The organism is Symbiobacterium thermophilum IAM 14863 (genome assembly GCF_000009905.1).
GTDB classification, from domain to species: domain Bacteria; phylum Bacillota; class Sulfobacillia; order Symbiobacteriales; family Symbiobacteriaceae; genus Symbiobacterium; species Symbiobacterium thermophilum.
On the sequence record NC_006177.1, the window covers coordinates 2,680,364 to 2,698,734 of the forward strand.

The following is an 18,371-nucleotide window of genomic DNA, read 5'->3' on the forward strand; positions in this document are numbered from 1 at the left end:
GACTTGACATTTCTCAGTCGGGCACGTGGGTCAGCCAGCCATCGTACATCGCGTCGAAGCGGCGGGCCAGGGCGTCCAGCTCGTCCGAGACAGCCAGCAGCCGCCGCTCCTCCAGGAGCTCCAGCCGCACGGCGACCAGCCGCCAGGCCCGGTCGGCGTTGTCGGGGTCGTAGACCAGGCTTTCCACCTTGAACCCCCGCTCCTCCAGGGCCGCCGCCAGGCCGTCGACGTCGCCGCCCTCTGCCGCGTAGAAGTGCTGCTCGAGCACGAACGGCTCCCGGGGTGGATGGGCGGGGTCCACCAGCGCGCGGAAGGCCTGAATGGTCGCGGCGTGGCGCGCCGCCCGCTCGGCCTCGGTCTCAGGCCGCACGGCAACCGCCTCCTTTCGTGTGTGCGCCTTACGGCAGGTCCAGGCCGTGTCCCGCCGGGTAGAGTCCGGGGATGGACACCGGCAGCCGCCCCCGGGCCGGCGTCCGCCCGAACAGGAGCGGCCCGACCCCCTTCAGGTTGGCGTCCCGGAACCCGTAGGCGGCGATGTAGGTCTCGATCTCCGGCGCCGCCGTCAGTTCGTAGGGCATCCCCAGGCCGACCACGATGACCGGCTTGCCCGCGGCGATCAGCTCCCGGATCAGCGCCAGGTGCGCCGGGGCCTCGTGGCCGTCGGCCACCGCGTAGACCACCGCCGCGGCCCCCTCGGCCAGGGACCGGGCGTGCGCGATGGCATCCGGATCCGGGCGCCACTCCAGGGCCACCTCCACGGTGTTGGCGTGCATCGCCTTAATGCCGGCCCCCAGCGCCGTGACGACGCCGTCCGCGCCGTCCAGCCGCCGGGCATAGGCCGGGCCGATCACCACCACCTGCTCGCCGGGGGACAGCGCAAGCGGCAGATGGGCGTTGCGGACCAGGGTCAGGGCGTCGGCGCCGATCCGGTCCGCCAGCGCCTGATGCTCGGCCGCGCCGACGGCCTCCGCCGGGGCCCTGCGCCCCGCCCCTTCGGCCCCGGCTGCGCCGGAAAGCGGCGGAAGCAGGCCGCGCTTCTCCTTCAGCGCCAGCACCCTGCCCGCCGCGTCGTTGACCCGGCCCTCGGGGATGCGGCCCTCTTCCACCGCCTGGAGCAGCCGCCGGTACAGCGCCTGCTGCCGGCCGAAGGACTCGGTGACCAGGAGCACGTCCGCCCCGGCCTCCACGGCCAGCACCAACCCCTCCTCCACGCCGTAGGTGTCGGTGATGGCCGCCATGCCGTCCAGGGCGTCGGTCATGGCCACCCCGGCAAACCCCAGTTCTCCTTTGAGCAAGCCGGTCACCACGTCCGGCGACAGGCTGGCCGGCCTGCCGTCCCCCGCCACCGCGGGGAAGACGACGTGGGCGACCATGACGGCGTCGATCCCGGCCCCGACGGCGGCCCGGAAGGGGACGAGCTCCACCCGGTCCAGCCGCTCCCGCGCGTGGTCGATCACCGGCAGGTCCAGGTGGCTGTCCACGGCGGTGTCCCCGTGGCCGGGGAAGTGCTTGGCCACCGCGCTGACCCCCTCCGCCTGCAGGCCCGCCGCCAGGGCCGCCGCCATCCGGGCCACGAGCTCCGGCTGCTCGCCGAAGGAGCGGGTGCCGATGACCGGATTCGCCGGATTGTTATTGACGTCGGCCACCGGCGCCAGGTTCATGTTCACCCCCACGGCCAGCAGCTCCCGGGCCATCGCCCGGCCCATCGCCTCAGCGTGCGCCGAGGAGCCCGCGGCGCCCAGCGCCATGGCCCCGGGCCACTGGGTGAACGGGGGGCCGAAGCGCTGCACCAGGCCGCCCTCGTGATCCACTGCAATGACGAGTCCCGGCGTCGCCCGGTCGCGCGCGGCGGCCGCGGCCTGCAGTTCCCCGCTGAGGCGGCGCAGGACGTCGGGATCGCTTCCCTGCCGGCCGAAGAAGATGACGCCCCCGACCTTGCCCTCGGCGAGGAGCCCGCGGATTTCGTCGGTCAGCTCGGTGCCCGGCAGGCCCACCCAGAACAGCTGGCCGAGCTTCTCCTCCAGGGTCAGGTACGCCAGCCAGTCGGAAACGGCTGAATCCGGGGCCGGCGGTTCGCCAGGTTCGGCCCCGGGTTCGGCCCCCGGACCGGTCCCGACTCCCGGGGTGTCCCCGGGGGGCCGGCCGCGGTCGGGCGATCCGCCCCGGGCGCAGGCCGCCAGGGGACTCAGCGCGAGCGCAAGGACGAGCAGTCCGGCGAGCCGCCGGGCGGCCGCCGGAACCCTGGACGCAGGCATATGGCCTTCCCTCCCGGACGAGGTCGATCTGCTGCAGGACTTGGTATGAGCCTGCACCCCGGGACCTATGCGCCCGGGCGGACACGCGGGAAGTTGAGCGCCTCCATGAAGACCTCCTCGAAGTCGGGATGGGTCGCCAGCTCCACGAAGCGGGCCCCGCGGGCCAGGGCCTCCGCGCGGTCGCGGGCCGAGCGGGAGAGCAGGGCCAGCTTCGCCCCCGCGATCGCAGCGTTCCCGATGGGCTGGATGCGCCCCGGGTCCACCGGGGGCAGGAGGCCGGTGGCGACCGCGCTCTCCCGCCGCAGGTAGTTGCCGAATGCGCCGGCCAGGAGCACCTTGTCCAGCCGGGCGGGGCCGATCCCCGCCACCCGCAGCAGCACCTCAATGCCCGACCGGATCGCTCCCTTGGCCAGCTGCAGGGACCGGAGGTCCTTCTGGGTGAGCTGCACCCCGGGAGCCAGGGCAACGGCCCGGCCGCCCTCCGCCAGCCGGTGCGCGGCGGGTCCGGCATGGGTGAGCCGCCCGGTCTCGTCCATCAGCCCGGCCTCCAGCAGGGCCGCCGCAGCGTCCAGCAGCCCCGATCCGCAGATCCCCCTGGCCGCCTCGGTTCCGGAGCCGCCGCCGCCGCCGGCCGTAGACCGCGGGCCGCCCGGGATAACCGTCACCACCAGGTCCCGCCCGTCGAACCGCACCGCCTCAATGGCGCCGGGACCGGCCCGCATCCCCTGGCTGATCTCGCCCCCCTCGAAGGCCGGGCCGGCGGGCGCCGAGCACGCGTAGAGCCGCCCGGCGTGGCGCAGCAGGACCTCGCCGTTGGTGCCCACGTCCACCAGCAGGACGGTCTCCTCGCCCGCGTCCAGCCCGGCCGCCAGCGCCGCGGCCACGGTGTCCGCCCCCACGAACCCGGCGATGACGGGCAGGGCGTAGAGCGCCGGGAAGCCCGGAACCTCGAAGACCCGTCCCTCCGTGACCGCGGGCGTGTACGGGGCCACGGCCAGTTGCTCGACCGGCAGCCCCAGGAACAGGTGGTGCATCGCCGTGTTGCCCACCAGGGAGGCGGCCGTCACCTCCTCCGGCCGGGCGCCGGCCTTGCCCAGCAGCCGGCCGAGCAGCGCCTGCGCGGCATCCCGCACGAGCCGTGTCAGTTCGCCCTTCTGCTCCTCCCCCTGGATGGCGTGGGACAGGCGGGTCATGAGGTCGGCCCCGTAGACCGCCTGGGGGTTCAGGGAGGCGTGCACCGCCAGCTCCTCGCCCGTGCGCAGGTCCAGGAGGGCGCCGGCGATGCCGGTGGTGCCGACGTCCAGGGCGAAGCCCAGCGACCGGCCGGTGGGGTTGAGGGGCGCCCAGGGGTCCACCTCGGCCGGTCCTGCCAGGGCGCCCAGGCGCGCCTTCCGGGGATCCAGCGTGACGGCGGGCACCACGGCCACCTCCAGGTCGCGGTCCACCCGCAGCTGGCACGACAGCCGGAATCCCTGGGCCAGTTCGGCCGGGGTGAGCTGCTCCAGGTCGGCGGGCGTCGGCTCCGGGGCCTCCCCCAGCACCCGCACCAGGCACTTGCGGCACTGGCCCCGGGCGCCGCAGGGGGTCTCCACGAAGGGCTCGTGCTGGTTCAGCGCCCGCGCGAGCGGCATCCCCGAGGGGACCGAAAACGTCCGGCCCGCGGCCTTCACCTGGACGTTCACCCTGCGTCCCCCTTCCGCCCCGCCCGGCGCTCCTTCAGCACCTCCAGCGCCAGGGCCACCGCCTCCTGCGCGTCCCGCCCGTGTCCCCGGGCGCCGATCTGCTCGGCGAACGCCTTCGTCGTGGCCGCCCCACCCACGATGACCGGGCAGTCGAAGCCCTCCCGGGCGAACAGCTCGATCACCCGCTTCATCTGGGGCATGGTGGTGGTCATCAGCGCGGAGAGGCCCACCATGTCGGCCCCCACCTTCCGGGCCTCCTCCAGGACCACCTCGTTCTTCACGTCCCGCCCCAGGTCCACCACCCGGAACCCGTAGTTCTCCAGCAGGACCGCGACGATGTTCTTCCCGATGTCGTGGATGTCGCCCTGCACCGTGGCCAGGACCACCGTCCCGATCTCGGTCTGGCCCACCTTGGCCTTCTGGATCTCCGGCTTCAGCCGGGCAAACGCCTTCTTCATGGCCTGGGCGGAGAGCATGAGCTGGGGCAGGAAGTAGATGCCCTCGCCGAAGAGGCGCCCCACCTCCTCGATGGCGGGGATCAGATGTCGGTTGAGCATGTCCATCGGATCCCGGCCCTCGGCCAGCCCCTGCTCCACCAGGGGCACGATGGCCTCCCGGTCGCCCTCGAGGATGGCGTCGTGGAGCCGCCGGCCGAGCTCGTCGGCGAGGTCCGCCGGCGCAGGTGTCGCAGGCTCGGCCGGGGTCGCCGCCCCGTCCCGGCCCCCGGCGGGGGCAGGGCCCGACGCGGCGCCGGACGAGGGCGTTACGGCAGCGGGGGCGATCTCCCCCGCCTTCGCGGCCGCCTTCAGCGCCTCCTCCACCGTGTGCACCAGCCGCTTCGGCCCCACCGCCTGCATGTAGACGGCGGCGTTGCGGTCCCGGTTGAGGAAGAGCCGCAGGGCCCGGACGGTGTCCATCATCCGCTCGTCCAGGGGGTTCATGATCGCCATCGCGAGCCCCTCCGTCACCGCCATGCTCAGGTACACGGCGTTGAGGAAGTGCCGGTTGGGCAGTCCGAAGGAGATGTTGGAGACGCCCAGGGAGGCCAGGACCCCCAGCTCGTCGGTGATCCAGCGGATGGCCTTCAGCGTCTCCTTCGCCTCCGCCTGCTGGGCGCCGGCGGTGAGGGCCAGCGGGTCGATGACCACGTCGTGCCGGGGGATGCCGTGCGCCTCCGCCGCGGCCACCAGCCGCCGGGCGATCGCCAGCCGCTGCTCGGCGGAGGCGGGGATCCCCTTCTCGTCGATGGTGAGCCCCAGCACCGCCGCGCCGTAGCGCCTGGCCAGCGGCAGCACCGCCTCGGCCCGCCCTTCCTCCAGGCTGAAGGAGTTGAGCAGCGGCTTGCCCACGCAGGCCTTCAGCCCCGCCTCCAGGGCCGCCGGGTCCGGGGAGTCCAGGCAGAGGGGCACGTCCACCGCGTCCTGGATCACCCGCACGGCCCGGGCCATGGCCGCAGGCTCGTCGATGAGGGGCACGCCCACGTTCACGTCCAGCACCGCGGCCCCGGCCTCCACCTGCTGCTTCGCCTCGGCCCGTACCCGCTGGAAGGCGCCTTCGCGGATGTCCCTGGTCAGCAGCTTCCGGCCCGTGGGGTTGATGCGCTCGCCGATCACCACCGGCAGGTTCTGCTCCACGAAGAACAGCGAACGGGTGCGGGAGGCGAGGCCCAGCGTGTGGGCCAGGGGGCCGGGCCGGGCCGGGGGCTTCAGCCCCTCCACCGCCGCCCGCAGCCGCCGGATATGCTCCGGCGTCGTGCCGCAGCAGCCCCCCACCAGCGCCGCCCCGGCCTCCACCAGCTTCGGCCCGTAGGCCGCGAACTCCTCAGGTCCCATGGGGAACCGGGTCGCGCCGTCGGGCTGCAGCAGCGGCAGCCCGGCGTTGGGCTGCACCGAGATGGGCACCCGGGCGACCCGGGCCATGCGGGCGACCGCCTCCACCAGCAGGTCGGGGCCCACCGAGCAGTTGAAGCCGATCACGTCGGCGCCCAGCGACTGCAGCACCAGCGCCGCGGTCTCGGGGTCGGTGCCGGTGAACGCCCGGCCGCTGGGATCCAGGGTGATCTGGGCGATGATCCGGATGCCCGGGGCGTGGTCCCTGCACGCCAGCACCGCCGCCCGCAGCTCGTTCAGGTCGGCGATGGTCTCGATGATGATGAAGTCCGGCTGCGCCTCGGCAAACGCCCGGGCCTGGACGGCGAACTGTGCGTAGGCCTCATCGAAGGGGAGCTCCCCCAGAGGCTCCACCAGCGCCCCCAGCGGCCCCATCGAGCCCGCGACCCAGGCCCGGCCCGCGGCGGCCTCCCGGGCGCAGCGCACCCCGGCGACGACGATGTCGCGGCACCGGTCCTGCAGGCCGTAGTGGCCGAGCCGGATCGGGGTGGAGCCGAACGTGTTGGTCTCCAGGATCTGCGCCCCGGCCTCCACGTACGCCCGGTGGACGGCGATCACGTCCTCCGGCCGCTCCAGGTTCCACACGTCCGGGCACGCCCCCGGCGCCAGCCCCTGGGCCTGGAGCATGGTGCCCATGGCGCCGTCGAAGACCAGGACCTCGCGTCCCAGCATGTCCTCCAGCTTCATCGTCTGCTCCTCCTTCCGGCCGTTCCCGCCTCCGGCGGCGGCCCCACCGCCTGAACCTCACACAGCGGCCGCTCACCGCCGGCTGGTCCGCACCCGGTAGGCGCAGTCCGCCAGGGTGCAGCGGGTGCAGCCCACCGCCGGCCAGTCCCGTCCCCCGGATGGCAGCCACCCGATCAGCCCCACCAGGGACTTCTGCGGCACCAGGTAGCAGGTGGGCGTGCACCGAAGCCCGATCGCCTCTCCCCCGGCCAGGGCCACCAGTCCGGGCTGCTCCTCCACCTTCCAGTCGCCGTAGCCCGGGCCGTACAGCGGGGTGAGCGTCACACCGGCGGCCGCCCCCGCCTCCGCCTCCTGCAGCAGCGCCCCGCGCACCCACTCCGCCAGTCCGTGCACGAGGGCCGAACCCGCAGCGTCGACGATGGTGGCCAGGGCGAACTCCTCCCGCGCGAACAGATCCCGGATCAGCTCGTCCACGCCGGCCCCCAGGGTAACCGCCACCAGCGAGGCCGCGTCGGCCCCCGCCAGCAGCCTGGCCAGGCTCCGGGACTGCCACGCCACCCCCGGCACCGCGGCGCTCACCCGGTCCTCCGCCACGGTGACGGCGCAGTAGGCCGCGCTGGCGGCAGGGGCCGCCGCCTCCCGGGTCAGCGCGATGCCCCGCTCCACCAGGGCCAGGTCGCGCGCGCCGAGCCGCGTGCGCCCTTCCCGGTAGCCCAGCAGCCGCAGGACCTCGGGGAGCGGCGCCGGAAGCTCCGCCGCGGCCGGGCGCAGAATCGTCCGCTGCAGCTTGCCTACACCCCCACCCGGACCGAGTGCCGCAGCCCCAGCTCGTCGATGAGGTCCAGCACCGCCACGACCCGCCGGGCGCTGTTCATCGGGAAGATGTGCACGCCGTGGACGTGGGGCCCGATCTCCCGCAGGAGTTCGGCGGTGAGCCGCAGCCCTTCCTCCTCGTCCCGGCCCCGCATGCGGTCCAGGACCCAGCCGGGGATGACGATGCCGGGGACGGTCCGGTTCAGCCGGTCGGCAAACTCGTAGCTCTTCAGGGGCAGGACGCCATACAGGATCGGGATCTTCACCCTCCCCGCCAGCTTCGCCTGGAAGCGCTCCACCTGGCGCGGGTCGTAGACGGGCTGGGTTTGGGCGAAGTGTGCCCCGGCCTCCACCTTCTCCTCCAGCCGGGAGACCTCCGCCTCCAGGTCCGCCGCCGCCGGGTTGCAGGCGCAGCCGATGGCGAAGTCGGTGCCCTGCTCCAGCGGGGTCCCCGAGACCGTCTGCCCCCGGTTGAGCGCGGCCGCCAGCCGGATCAGCCCGATGGTGTCCACCTCGAAGACGCCCCGGGCGTCGGGATGGTCGCCCCGCGACGGGTCGTCGCCGCGCAGGGCCAGGATGTTGCGCACCCCCAGCCCCGCCGCGCCCAGCAGCTCCGCCTGCAGGCCGATGATGTTGCGGTCCCGGGTGGTCAGGTGGAAGATCGCCTCCACCTGGCCGTCCCGCTGCAGGAGGTGGGCCAGGGTGATCGGGCTCATCCGCACGTTGGCCATCGGGCAGTCGGCCACGTTCACCGCGTCCACCCGGTCGCCGAAGCGCCGCACCCGCTCCAGCGTCCCGGCGACGCCGGCTCCCCTGGGCGGGTCGATCTCCACCGTGACGCAGAACGCGCCCTGCTGCAGCCTGTGCATCAAGCGGGCCATGGCGCTCCCTCCTCGTCCCTCCATACGCAAAGAACCCTTCGAGAACGAAGGGTTCGCAGACAGTCCACTGCTGCGCACGCTTCATCTCTCGGACCGAGTGTCCGCTGGATTTGGCACCGTTCTCCCCGCGGGAGAGGTTGCCGTGGCATCATGGGGCCAGTCCCTCCGCCACTCTCGATGAACCGGGCGGGTATTCAGTTGTTTGGGGACAGTATAGCAACCTGCGTTCAGTAGGACAAGCCTGCCATGTCCGCAAACCGGAGGGGATCCACCGGGCGGCCGTCCAGCCACACCTCGAAGTGCAAGTGCGGGCCCGTGACCTGCCCGGTCACGCCAACCCATCCGACCTCGTCGCCTTGCGGTACCCGGTCGCCCTCGCTGACCCGAACGGCCGACAGGTGCGCGTAGACGGTGGCCAGCCCGCCGCCGTGGTCCAGCACAACGACCCGGCCGTAGGCCGGCAGCTCGGCGACGGCGATGACGACGCCGTCCCAGCACGCAGCCGCGGCCGCACCCTCAGGCGCGCCGATGTCCAGGCCCGCATGCAGCCGGAACCGCTTCAGGACCGGGTGGAGCCGGTACCCGAAGGGGGAGGTGACCTCGGCGTGGCCCGGGGCCGGCCAGGCGCAGGGAAGGAGCGGAGCGGGTGCCGCCCCGTCCTGCCGCTCCCGGATCCAGCGGGCAATTTCCTCCACGTCCTGCGCGGGGTCCGCCGCCCCGGCCGGCAGGGCGGCCCATACGGCCACCGGAAAGGTCAGAACCATGACCAGCGCGAGCAACCATCTGCGTCTGTGCACCAGGGGCATCCTCCAACCATCGTGATACCCCTACGGTAGCGCACAGATGTTGCTGCCCGCTCACCGGCCGCTTACGGATTTCTTAAGAACCACCTGCGCGGGCCGGGAGGCTGCCGGGCCGGTCACCGGTTAACATAATATGCACCGGCCGTCGATGGGTGACAGGGCCGGTGCTCCAACAGGCGCCCGCTCGGGAAAGGTGTGGCAGGCTCCTTATTCTCGTAATATTATGTTCTTAGAAATCGTCGTACGCTAACGGTGCCGCTGAGAAAGACTCCGGGGGGATGGCCGTGAACCGCCGGTACCTGATCCTCTCCCCTCTCGTGATCATCGCCGTCTGCCACGTCGCCGCCCGGATCGCGCGCCAGGCGCTGGGACCCTGGGGCTGGGCGCCGGCGGTCGTGCTCTACTGGGGGCTGCTGGGGGCGACCATCGCAATGAGCGGGAGAACCGGGGCCCTGCGGCGGTGGACCGCGCCGGCCCGGAGCGCCCGGGGCTGGACGGCGCTGGCCCTCCTCGTCGGGCTGATCCCGCTGCCGATCCTGGCGCAGAACCTGCACCTCCTGGCGGACCCGGTCATCCTCGCCGCCTGGTTGCTGTTCGCGCTGATCAACCCGTGGTTCGAGGAGTTCTACTGGCGCGGGCTCCTCCTGGACGCGACCGCCCGCTGGCCCGCCTGGGCCGGAACGGCCTACTCCACGGCGCTCTTCGTCGCCTTTCACCCGGCGGTGGCGGGCGTCTTCTCCGCCGCCAACCGGGACCCGGTGGCCCTCGCCGCCCTCGGGCTGATGGGCCTGGCCTGGGCGGCCGCCTACCGCCGGACGGGAACGCTCCGGTGGGCTGTGGCCTCCCACGTCCTCGTCGACCTGGGCAACCTGGCCGTCCCTGTGTTCCTCAATCTGTACGTACCGCCGCACCTGGGCTGAGGCCGGCTCCGGCGGCTTCGGCGCCCCCCGCCGCCGGCAGCCTCACCTCGAACACGGTGCGATCCGTCTCGTTGATGGCCCGGACCGTGCCGCCGTGGAGCGTGACGATGTTCCGGACGATGGCCAGCCCCAGCCCCGCGCCGCCGGTGCGGCCCGACCGGGAGACCTCGCCCCGGTAGAAGGAGTCGAAGATCCGGTCCAGCTGGTGAGACGGGATGGGGTTGCCCCGGTTGGCGACGCGCAGCAGCACCGCCCGCTCCACCCGCCGCACCTCCAGCTCCAGCTCCACCACCTTGCCCTCCCGGCCGTAGCGGATCGCGTTGGAGATCAGGTTCTCCAGCACCCGCACCAGCAGGTCGGGGTCGGCCAGGACCGTCGCCCGCTCGTCGGGCAGCCGCAGCCGGTACTCCATGCCCGCCTCCTGTAGGGCGGGCACAAACGCCTCCGCCACCTGCTCCAGCAGCTCCGCCGGGTTGATGGGCACCGGCCGCAGGACGATGCCCCCGTGGCTGGTGCGGGTGAACTCGAAGAGCTGGTCGATGAGCCGCTTCAGCTGCTTCGCCTTCTCGTAGGCCATGTCCACGTAGTAGCGAAGCTCCACCTCGTCCCGGTACCGGTCCTCGTCAATCAGCTGCAGGTACCCCAGCACGGAGGTGAGCGGGGTCCGGAGGTCGTGGGAGACGGCCGTGATCAGCTCGTACCGGGCCTGGTTGGCTTGCCGCTCCCGCTGCAGGGAGGCCTTGATCTGCCGGCTCATGGACACCAGGTTCTCCCCCAGCAGCCCCAGCTCATCGCGCCCGCGGGGCGGGACGGTGACGTCGTAGTTGCCCCGGGCCACCTCGTCCATCGCCCGGCTCAGGGCCTCGAGGTAGCGGATCATCGGCTGGCTGAGCAGGATGTACCAGGTGAACGAGAGCACGACGGCGACCGCGAACACGATCGGCCAGACGCCGACCGTGTCGGCCAGGAAGTTCAGGAGCCAGTTGAACGGCGGAATCGAGCCGGCCAGGTTGGCGGCCACCGCCAGCATCAGCGCCGTCGACACCGCCGCCAGGAAACCGCTCGCCATGAACGTCAGGATCATCCGCCAGCGGAGGCTGAACGCCAGGTTACTTCTCAATCTTGTAGCCGACCCCCCAGACGGTCCGGATGAGCGTGGGATGGCTGGGGTCGTCCTCCACCTTCTCCCGCAGCCGGCGGATGTGGACCATCACCGTGTTGTTGGACTGGAAGTAGTGCTCCTTCCAGACCCGCTCGAAGATCTCCTCCGAGCTGAAGACCCGCCCCGGGTGCGATGCCAGCAGCAGCAGGATGTCGAACTCCGTCGGCGTGAGGGCAATCTCGCGCCCGTCCTTGAACACCGACCGGCCTAGCGGGTCGATCCGGAGCCCGCCCACGGCGAGAACCCCCGGCTCCCGGGCCGCCGCCGACGCCGGGTTCAGGGAAAGGTAGCGCCGCAATTGCGCCTTCACCCGGGCCACCAGCTCCAGCGGGTTGAAGGGCTTGGTGAGGTAGTCGTCGGCCCCGGTCTTCAGGCCAAGGATCTTATCCACGTCCTCCGACTTGGCGCTGAGCATGAGGATCGGCACGTTGCGCTCGCGCCGGATCGCCCGGCAGACCTCCAGGCCGTCCATGCCGGGCATCATGATGTCGAGCACCACCAGGTCGGGATCCTCCTCGGCCACGATGCGCAGGGCATCGGCACCGTTGTCCGCCTTGCGCACCCGGTAGCCCTCCGCCAACAGGTGGATCTCGATCAGGTCGGCAATCGCCTGCTCGTCGTCCACGACCAGGATCAGCGGCTCCGCCATCCACCGTCACCTCGTCCTGTACGCCAGCCTACCGCGCGGTTCTTACGGCAGGCGGAACGCAAACCTTACGGCTTCTTTACGATTCTGTCCCGGCTCTGCTCCAGCAGCTTCCGGGCCGCCTCGATGGGCTGGTTCTCGATGTAGTACGCCACCGCGGCCTGGCCGAGGCCGTAGGTGCCCCAGTACGCGACGCCGGCCGAGACCAGCGACCCGCCGCCGGGCAGCAACCACTTGGAGAGCCCCCGGGCCAGCTCCCGCAGGGCGAAGCCCGCGCCCACGTTCACCCCCAGGGCGCCGATGAACTCCAGGGCCGCCTCCCGGGACAGCCGCCGGCCCGCCAGGTAGGCGATGCCGGTGACCATGAGCACCTGCATGCCGGTGAGGATCGGCATGTCCGCGAGCGGGATCGGCGTCGCGGCCACCGCCGCGGCCGCGGAGGCGGTGGACTGGATGAGGGCGCCGGCGATCTTGGTCTGGGCCGCCTTGACGCCGGCCACCCGGCCCATGGTGAGCTGCGCCTCGCCGGGCAGCGTCTCCACCAGGTAGGAGACCAGCTCATCGATCCCCCACCGGCGGTCCACCACCCGCACGCCGTCCCGGTAGCGCATGTAGGCGGAGGTGGCGAAGACCCGGACCGGCCGGTCCAGCAGCCGCTCCATCCGCTCCGCCAGCTTCTCCAGGGCCAGCCGGATGTTGGCCCGCTTCTCCGGGTCGTCGTAGGGCGGCTCGGCCACGTCGGCCGGGGCAAGCTGGTCCACCTGGGTGAGCACGCCGATCACCGGCGGCTCAAACCCGTGCCGCCGGGAGATGGCCCCGCGCAGCGCCGCGACCTGCTCCAAGTCGTTCTGGATCCACGCGTCCACGTCGACGGCCTTGACCAGGAAGAGGATCGCATCGGGGCAGCGGTCCCGCACCGCCTTCAGGTTCTCGGCCACCGCGTCCTCCTCCGTCGCCCCCGCAGGCCGCTCCCCCTCGCCCAGGCCGCGGGTGTCCAGCACCTCCAGCGACCCGTTGGGCCCCTCGTACTGGTACCAGGTGCCCGCGGCCGTGGTGGAGAGCACCGCACCGGTCTCGGCCAGGGGCGCGCCGAAGATGGCGTTGACCAGGCTGGACTTGCCCGACCCCCGCCTGCCCACCAGGGCGATCCGGGGGGCCCTGGCGTTGACGATGTACTGCTCGATGACCGCCAGCTCCGCCTCCAGGCTGCTCAGCACCGGGCGCGGCGCGTGGCTACGGATGAACTCCAGCACCTCTTTCAGTCGTTCGCGGTCGATCTGGTCCATCGGGGGCCTCCTCCGCGTCAGGATCTGTGTCGTCCCCGAAATTTCTTGGTGAGAACCGATGATCCCTGCCCGGAGACGGAACGCCCGGCCCGCGGCGGTGCGCGGACCGGGCCGTCTGCCGGACTTCGTCCCTACTCGGCGTACCCCAGGATCCGGTCGATCTCCTTCAGGTCCTCCTCCGACAGCTTGACGCCGGAGGCCTTGACGTTCTCGACCACCTGCTCGGGCCGGGTGGCGCCGATGATCGCCGAGGTCACCTCGGGCCGGCGCAGGACCCAGGCCAGGGCCAGCTGGGCCATCGTCAGCCCGTTGCGCTCGGCGATGGGCTGCAGCTGCTGGATGCGGCGCAGCATCTCCTCGTCGGAGAGGTAGCGCTGCACGAACTTGCCGTACTTGGGGTCGGCGCCGCGGGAACCCTCGGGGATGGGCATCCCGGGCTTGTACTTGCCGGTGAGGACCCCCTGGGCCAGCGGCGAGTAGACCACCTGCCCGATGCCCTCCCGGGCGCAGATCGGCATGACCTCCTGCTCGATGCCCCGGTCGATCATGTTGTACACCGGCTGGCTGACGACCGGCCGGCGCAGGTTCCGCTTGTCCACGATGGCCGCGGCCCGCTCGATCTGGGCCGGCGTCCACTGGGAGAAGCCCCAGTACAGGATCTTGCCCTGGGCCACCAGGTCGTCGAAGGCCCGCAGGGTCTCCTCCAGATCCGTCTCGGGATCGAACCGGTGGGCGTAGTAGATGTCGATGTAATCCAGCTTCATCGCCTTCAGGCTCATCTCGACCCGTTCGATGAGGTGCTTGCGCGAGAGCCCCTGGTCGTAGGTGGACGGGCCGACCTTCCAGAACACCTTCGAGGTCACGGTGTAGGTGTGCCGCGGAAACTCCCGGAGGGCCTCACCCACCACCTCCTCCGCCTGGTGCGGCTGGGCGCCGTACACCACGGCGCAGTCGAAGTGGTTGATGCCGTGCTCGTAGGCGGTCCGGATGCAGGCCTTGGCAGCCTCCGCCTCCACCCGGGAGCCGTAGGTCAGCCAGCTGCCCAGGGAGATCTCGCTCAGCTTCAGGCCACTCGATCCCAGTCGCCGGTACTCCATCCTTCGCACCACACCTTTCCGTGGGACTTCATGACAGGACCATGGACAAGTATACCACAAAGCCGCGCCTGCCGATCGCCGGCGTCACGGGGCAATTGGCGCGACGCGGCTTGACGATTTTCTGTCAATACCAATATCGTTTAGAGTGGTGAACACTTCGCGGCGCACGGGGGACCGCGCATCGGGGAGGGTGGGTGATCCATGAACAAGAGCAACCCGTGGCATATCGGTCGGCGCATCGCCGCCCTGCGGGCCGCGCACGGCGATTCCCTGCGGCAGGCAGCGGCGCGGACGGGCGTAAGCCACACGACCATCGGCCGGCTGGAGGCCGGGCAGGCCAGCGCCAGCCTCAACTCGACCCTGCGCAAGATCGCGGAGGGGTACGGCGTCACGGTGGAGTACCTGCTCACGGGCCGCGACCCGCAACGGGATTTCGAGGGGGCCCTGCGCAGGCTCCCGCCGGAGGACCGCGCCCGGCTCTACTTTGCCTCACCCCTTACCCGGCTCCGGCTCGTCCTCCGGTTCCTCATGTCCGAGTACCCCGCGGAGTTCCCCGAGGAGACCCTGGCCGAGCGGCTCTGCCTGTCCGTCGAGGAGCTGCGGCGGCTGGCGGGAACGGGCGAGCTGACGCTGTCCGACGATCATGTAGCCGCCATGGCCGAGCGGCTGGAGCAGCTCACGGCCATTCCGGTGCACTGGTTCATGGCGGGTTTCAACGGCGAGCTGTCACCCTGCATCCCCCCGGAGCGGCTGGCCGCCTACGCCCGCATCGTGGAAAAAGCCGCCGTCGCCGGCATCCGGCCCGACGTCCTGGACATGGCCATCGACCTCCTGATCCTGCAGCACAACGAGCTGGCGGCGGACCACCAGGCCGCCGCCAGGCGCAACGGGTGATTCCCACGCGAGATGCGCCGCCCCCGGCGGCGCATCAGCGCGTCAGGACGGCGGCAAACCGTTCGCGGGCCTCGGCAAAGACCGGCCGTTCCACGTCCATCCCCCTGCGGGGCGCATCGGCGGGTTCCCGGGCCTTCTGCTCCGCAAGGGCCGCCAGCAGCCGCTGCCCGCTCTCGGCCAGCAGGGCCGCCGCCCCCCGATCGCCGGACGCCTGCGCCCGGTCCAGGTACCGGAGGTGGGCCGCGACCGCCTCGGCGTAGGCCTCCGTCTCCCACGGCCACAGTCGCACGTAATCGGTCCACGCGGCGGCGGCCTCCAGCCACCGCCCCTGCCGGCCCAGCTCCGTCGCGGCCATCTGCGCGTACCAGGGTTCGTACGGCCCCAGCTGTCGCGCCCGGGCCAGCGCGGCCAGCGCCTCCTCCCCCCGGCCCAGCTGCGCGAGTGCGGCGCCGCGGTAGGCTTGCGTCAGGTCGTTCCACGGCGTCAGCGCCGCGGCGGCCCCCGCGTGGCGCAGAGCCGCCTCCGGCGCGCCGCGGCCCAGGCTCCGGGCCGCCAGCTCGGTCAGGCCGTCGCCGGCCCCGAGCAGGACCGCCCCGGCCAGGGCGACGCCGGCCAGGAGCGCCGTCAGGGCCCGTGGCCAGGGAAGTGCCCGGCCGGCCGACCGCGGGCCCGCCTCCGCCGCAGGTCCGCCAACGAGGCCGAACCCGAACCAGAGCGGAAACGCGAAGAGCGCGTAGCTCAGCTCCCAGTCCACCAGCGCGTGCAGCAGCAGGGCGCCGAGCCCCCCCAACGCGACGGTGCGGGACCAGCCCCACCCCCTGGCACGCCGCAGCCGCAGGAGGAAGCCCGCCGCGAGCAGCGCAAACCCGGCCGCGCCCGCCCAGCCGAAGGCCAGGGCGATGTCCAGGGGCGCCGAGTGGACCTCCGCCGAGTAGTAGCCGTAGCTGGCCGCCTGCAGGTGCAGGGCCGTCCAGGCCCGGTAGCCCGCTCCCAGGGGCAGGTCCGCCGCCAGGGCGAGGCCGTCCCGGAGGAAGGCCAGCCGCTCCGCGGATGAGGTGTCGGTCAGGGGGAGGGTCGCGGCGCGGCCCAGGAACCAGCCCCATCCCGGGGCGGTGAGCAACGCCAGCCCGGTCGCGGCGGCGAATGCGGCGCGCACCGCGCGCACATGTTGGAACTGTTCGGTGAAAACCAGCGTCAATAGGGCGAGCGCCACGATCGGCCACAGGCGGGGCGCGTCGTGCTGCTGCACCGCGGGTGCCGCCCAGACTGCGGCGGCCAGGGCAGCGGCGAGCGCCCGGCCTGTCCGGGGCAGGCAGGCGCGCACGAGGGCCGGCGCCGCCCAGCAGAGGAACCCGGCCAGCAGCAGCCCGACCAGCCACACGCCCCGGGATCCGGACAGCAGAAACCCGAGGGCGCCGCCCATGGCCAGCGGCGCGGCCCAGATGCGCCCGGCGGCCAGGTCCGGCAGCGACCCCGCCAGCCCCAGGAGCCCGATCATGCCCACGGCGATGGGATAGCCCAGGAAAGAAGCCAGCCGGCCCGAATGGTGCGGCGGGGTGAAGGAGATGAACAGGAGCCCGCCGAAAGCCATGAGGGCGCCTGTCACGGCCCAGAAGCGGGCCAGGGCGCCCGCGGCCTGCTCCGGCCGGTGTGCGCCCCATGCCCGGCCGGCGATCAGCGCGAGGATCCATCCGGCGACCAGGACGGGCCCGTGTGCGGCGGCCCCGGCGGCCGCGGGGCGCGCGAGCGAGGCTGCGGTCCCGGACACCATCAGCAGCAGGGCGGCGCCCTCCGCGCGGCCGAGTTGGATGGACGGCGCGGCAAGGGACAGCAGAGCAGACAAGGCGACGGCGACCATCTGCTGCCCGGGCGCGTAGAAGCCGTCCCAGAACGCGCCGATCCCCGTCCCGATGATCACGGTCCAGGTAAGAACATCCTTTGTCCTCATACGGTCTTCATTCGCCGCGGCGGGACCCAACGCCTACGGCTTCTGTGAAACGGAGGGAGCGGCTTGTACCAGCACATCCACTACCCCGATGCGCCCGCGCCCCGGAGCCTGCCCCGGTGGACGGTCTGGGCCTTCGCTCCGGTCGCCCTGGCGCTCGGGCTGATCGTCGGGGTCGCTGCCTCCGCCTACGGCCCCTGGTCGGCCCCCGCCGGAGAACCCGCCGTTCAGGCGCCGCCCGAACAGGAGACGCCGGCGCCTGCGGACAGCACGGCGCTCCCGCTGCCGGCCACCGGGAACGTTCCGACCCAGACCCCGGGTCCGGAGGCACCGTCCGCGGTGGGGACGGCTCCGCTGCTGCCCCCCGCGGTGGACGACTCCACCTACGTCACGCCGGTGCCGGTGACGGCTGGCCCCTCGCTGGCGGAGGTCAGGACCCTGGTCGACGCCCGCACGGTGCTGGCCAGCGAGTTCGGCACCTTTACGGCCGGCGGCCGCCAGTGGTTCCAGGTGGACTACCAGATGGCCCGGGACATCAACTACGACACGATGCTGGTGGGCATCGTCAAGATTGCCGACTACAACAACTGGCTCACCGCGGTGCGGGATTACCGGGACGAGCTGACCCGCTGGCTCACGGCGGCGGCCCGGCGCGTGCGCGACGCCGCGCAGAACGAGGGATTCAAGCTGAGCTGGGCCCTGTTCGAGGTCGTCCCGGAGCCGCCGTACGGCTTCCTGGCCAGCGAGGTGACGCAGATGCCCCGGGGCCAGGGTTACCTGGTCACCCGGCCGCTGGCGGCGGTCTCGGACTTCTCCGGGCCCACCGTCACCCTCGCGGCGGTCGCGGGCACGGGCGGCGGCCCGGTGACCGACCCGAGCCCCGCCTCGGTGTACGCCCCCGTCCTGCGCTTTGACCCCACCGACCTGTACCGGCCGCCGACCGCGCCGTGAGCCGCGGCGCGGGCACCGGTCGCACAGACAGCCACGGACCGCCGTCTTCGGACGTCTAAACTGCGACAGCCTCTTTCGGCTGCCGGCCGGGCCGTTGCGGCGCGCTCCCGCTGCGCCCTGCCGGCAATCTCGCGGCGAGGTGAGAGTAACGGTCATGACCGGGAACCGGAAAGACGCACAGCCGTCCGCGAGGGAGCGGGCGCGCCGCTACCGCGTGCGGCGGGTGCGGCGGCGCATCGAGCCCGGCGAGGAGCGGGACGTTCGGGGTCCGGCGGAGGCGGCCGACGACGCCGATCCCGGCACGCCGGAGCAGGACCGGGCGCTGCAGTCGGGCTGCATGTCCATGGTGCGGGTGGTCGGCCTCTTCTTCGTGGTGATGATCCTGTCCATCATCGCCACCTGGTTCTTCCGCTGACGGGCGGGGCCGTGCACGGACCCCCGCACCGCCGCCCATCGCGGG

16 protein-coding genes and 1 riboswitch are annotated in these 18,371 nt (G+C 72.5%); of the genes, 4 read left to right on the top strand and 12 right to left on the bottom strand.

Annotated elements, in window-relative coordinates:
- Positions 1 to 13 precede the first annotated feature (13 nt).
- From STH_RS12420 to STH_RS12450, 7 genes are all read right to left on the bottom strand, one after another.
- A complete protein-coding gene (locus STH_RS12420) occupies positions 14 to 370 on the bottom strand; it encodes a ribonuclease E inhibitor RraB (RefSeq protein ID WP_011196620.1) in 357 nt (118 codons plus the stop codon).
- A 28-nt stretch (positions 371 to 398) separates the two neighbouring features.
- Entirely contained in the window at positions 399 to 2,255 is a 1,857-nt protein-coding gene (gene nagZ / locus STH_RS12425; RefSeq protein WP_050742275.1) for a beta-N-acetylhexosaminidase, read from the bottom strand.
- 65 nt (positions 2,256 to 2,320) lie between these two features.
- Complete coding sequence (locus tag STH_RS12430; protein ID WP_050742276.1) at positions 2,321 to 3,937, bottom strand: ASKHA domain-containing protein; 1,617 nt, start codon at positions 3,935 to 3,937, stop codon at positions 2,321 to 2,323.
- Positions 3,934 to 6,513: a homocysteine S-methyltransferase family protein gene (locus STH_RS12435; RefSeq protein WP_011196623.1), complete on the bottom strand. Its 2,580-nt coding sequence runs from the start codon at positions 6,511 to 6,513 to the stop codon at positions 3,934 to 3,936. Before STH_RS12435 ends, STH_RS12430 begins: the two co-directional genes overlap by 4 nt.
- Before the next feature lie 72 nt (positions 6,514 to 6,585).
- Positions 6,586 to 7,179, bottom strand: coding sequence for a hypothetical protein (locus STH_RS17450; protein WP_011196624.1), 594 nt, complete (start codon positions 7,177 to 7,179; stop codon positions 6,586 to 6,588).
- A 125-nt stretch (positions 7,180 to 7,304) separates the two neighbouring features.
- Positions 7,305 to 8,207 carry a methylenetetrahydrofolate reductase gene (locus tag STH_RS12445; RefSeq protein ID WP_043714069.1) on the bottom strand — a complete coding sequence of 301 codons (903 nt, stop codon included), beginning with the start codon at positions 8,205 to 8,207 and terminating at the stop codon, positions 7,305 to 7,307.
- Between the two features lie 78 nt (positions 8,208 to 8,285).
- Positions 8,286 to 8,391, bottom strand: a riboswitch (SAM riboswitch).
- A 43-nt stretch (positions 8,392 to 8,434) separates the two neighbouring features.
- Entirely contained in the window at positions 8,435 to 9,004 is a 570-nt protein-coding gene (locus STH_RS12450; protein ID WP_158506976.1) for a M23 family metallopeptidase, read from the bottom strand.
- A 284-nt stretch (positions 9,005 to 9,288) separates the two neighbouring features.
- On the opposite strand from STH_RS12450, the gene STH_RS12455 reads away from it, so the two are divergent.
- Positions 9,289 to 9,930: a CPBP family intramembrane glutamic endopeptidase gene (locus tag STH_RS12455; RefSeq protein WP_043714070.1), complete on the top strand. Its 642-nt coding sequence runs from the start codon at positions 9,289 to 9,291 to the stop codon at positions 9,928 to 9,930.
- On the opposite strand, the gene STH_RS12460 is transcribed toward STH_RS12455, so the two are convergent.
- The 4 genes from STH_RS12460 to STH_RS12475 form a co-directional block, all read right to left on the bottom strand.
- Positions 9,899 to 11,050, bottom strand: a complete 1,152-nt coding sequence (locus STH_RS12460) for a HAMP domain-containing sensor histidine kinase (RefSeq protein ID WP_011196628.1) — start codon at positions 11,048 to 11,050, stop codon at positions 9,899 to 9,901. The genes STH_RS12455 and STH_RS12460 overlap by 32 nt on opposite strands.
- Positions 11,040 to 11,741 (bottom strand): response regulator transcription factor, encoded by a 702-nt coding sequence (locus STH_RS12465; protein ID WP_011196629.1) that lies wholly within the window; start codon positions 11,739 to 11,741, stop codon positions 11,040 to 11,042. The genes STH_RS12460 and STH_RS12465 overlap by 11 nt, the downstream gene beginning before the upstream one ends.
- 65 nt (positions 11,742 to 11,806) lie before the next feature.
- Positions 11,807 to 13,024, bottom strand: coding sequence for a GTPase family protein (locus STH_RS12470; RefSeq protein WP_011196630.1), 1,218 nt, complete (start codon positions 13,022 to 13,024; stop codon positions 11,807 to 11,809).
- Between the two features lie 131 nt (positions 13,025 to 13,155).
- Complete coding sequence (locus STH_RS12475) at positions 13,156 to 14,121, bottom strand: aldo/keto reductase family protein (RefSeq protein ID WP_011196631.1); 966 nt, start codon at positions 14,119 to 14,121, stop codon at positions 13,156 to 13,158.
- A 201-nt stretch (positions 14,122 to 14,322) separates the two neighbouring features.
- On the opposite strand from STH_RS12475, the gene STH_RS17455 reads away from it, so the two are divergent.
- Positions 14,323 to 15,015 carry a helix-turn-helix domain-containing protein gene (locus STH_RS17455; RefSeq protein WP_050742279.1) on the top strand — a complete coding sequence of 231 codons (693 nt, stop codon included), beginning with the start codon at positions 14,323 to 14,325 and terminating at the stop codon, positions 15,013 to 15,015.
- Between the two features lie 34 nt (positions 15,016 to 15,049).
- Here STH_RS17455 and STH_RS12485 read toward each other — a convergent pair whose 3' ends face one another.
- Positions 15,050 to 16,933: an O-antigen ligase family protein gene (locus STH_RS12485; protein ID WP_043714071.1), complete on the bottom strand. Its 1,884-nt coding sequence runs from the start codon at positions 16,931 to 16,933 to the stop codon at positions 15,050 to 15,052.
- 93 nt (positions 16,934 to 17,026) lie between these two features.
- On the opposite strand from STH_RS12485, the gene STH_RS12490 reads away from it, so the two are divergent.
- Together STH_RS12490 and STH_RS12495 are read left to right on the top strand one after the other, a co-directional pair.
- A complete protein-coding gene (locus STH_RS12490) occupies positions 17,027 to 17,911 on the top strand; it encodes a hypothetical protein (protein WP_011196634.1) in 885 nt (294 codons plus the stop codon).
- A gap of 154 nt (positions 17,912 to 18,065) precedes the next feature.
- Positions 18,066 to 18,326 carry a hypothetical protein gene (locus tag STH_RS12495; protein WP_043714074.1) on the top strand — a complete coding sequence of 87 codons (261 nt, stop codon included), beginning with the start codon at positions 18,066 to 18,068 and terminating at the stop codon, positions 18,324 to 18,326.
- The last annotated feature ends 45 nt before the right edge of the window (positions 18,327 to 18,371 follow it).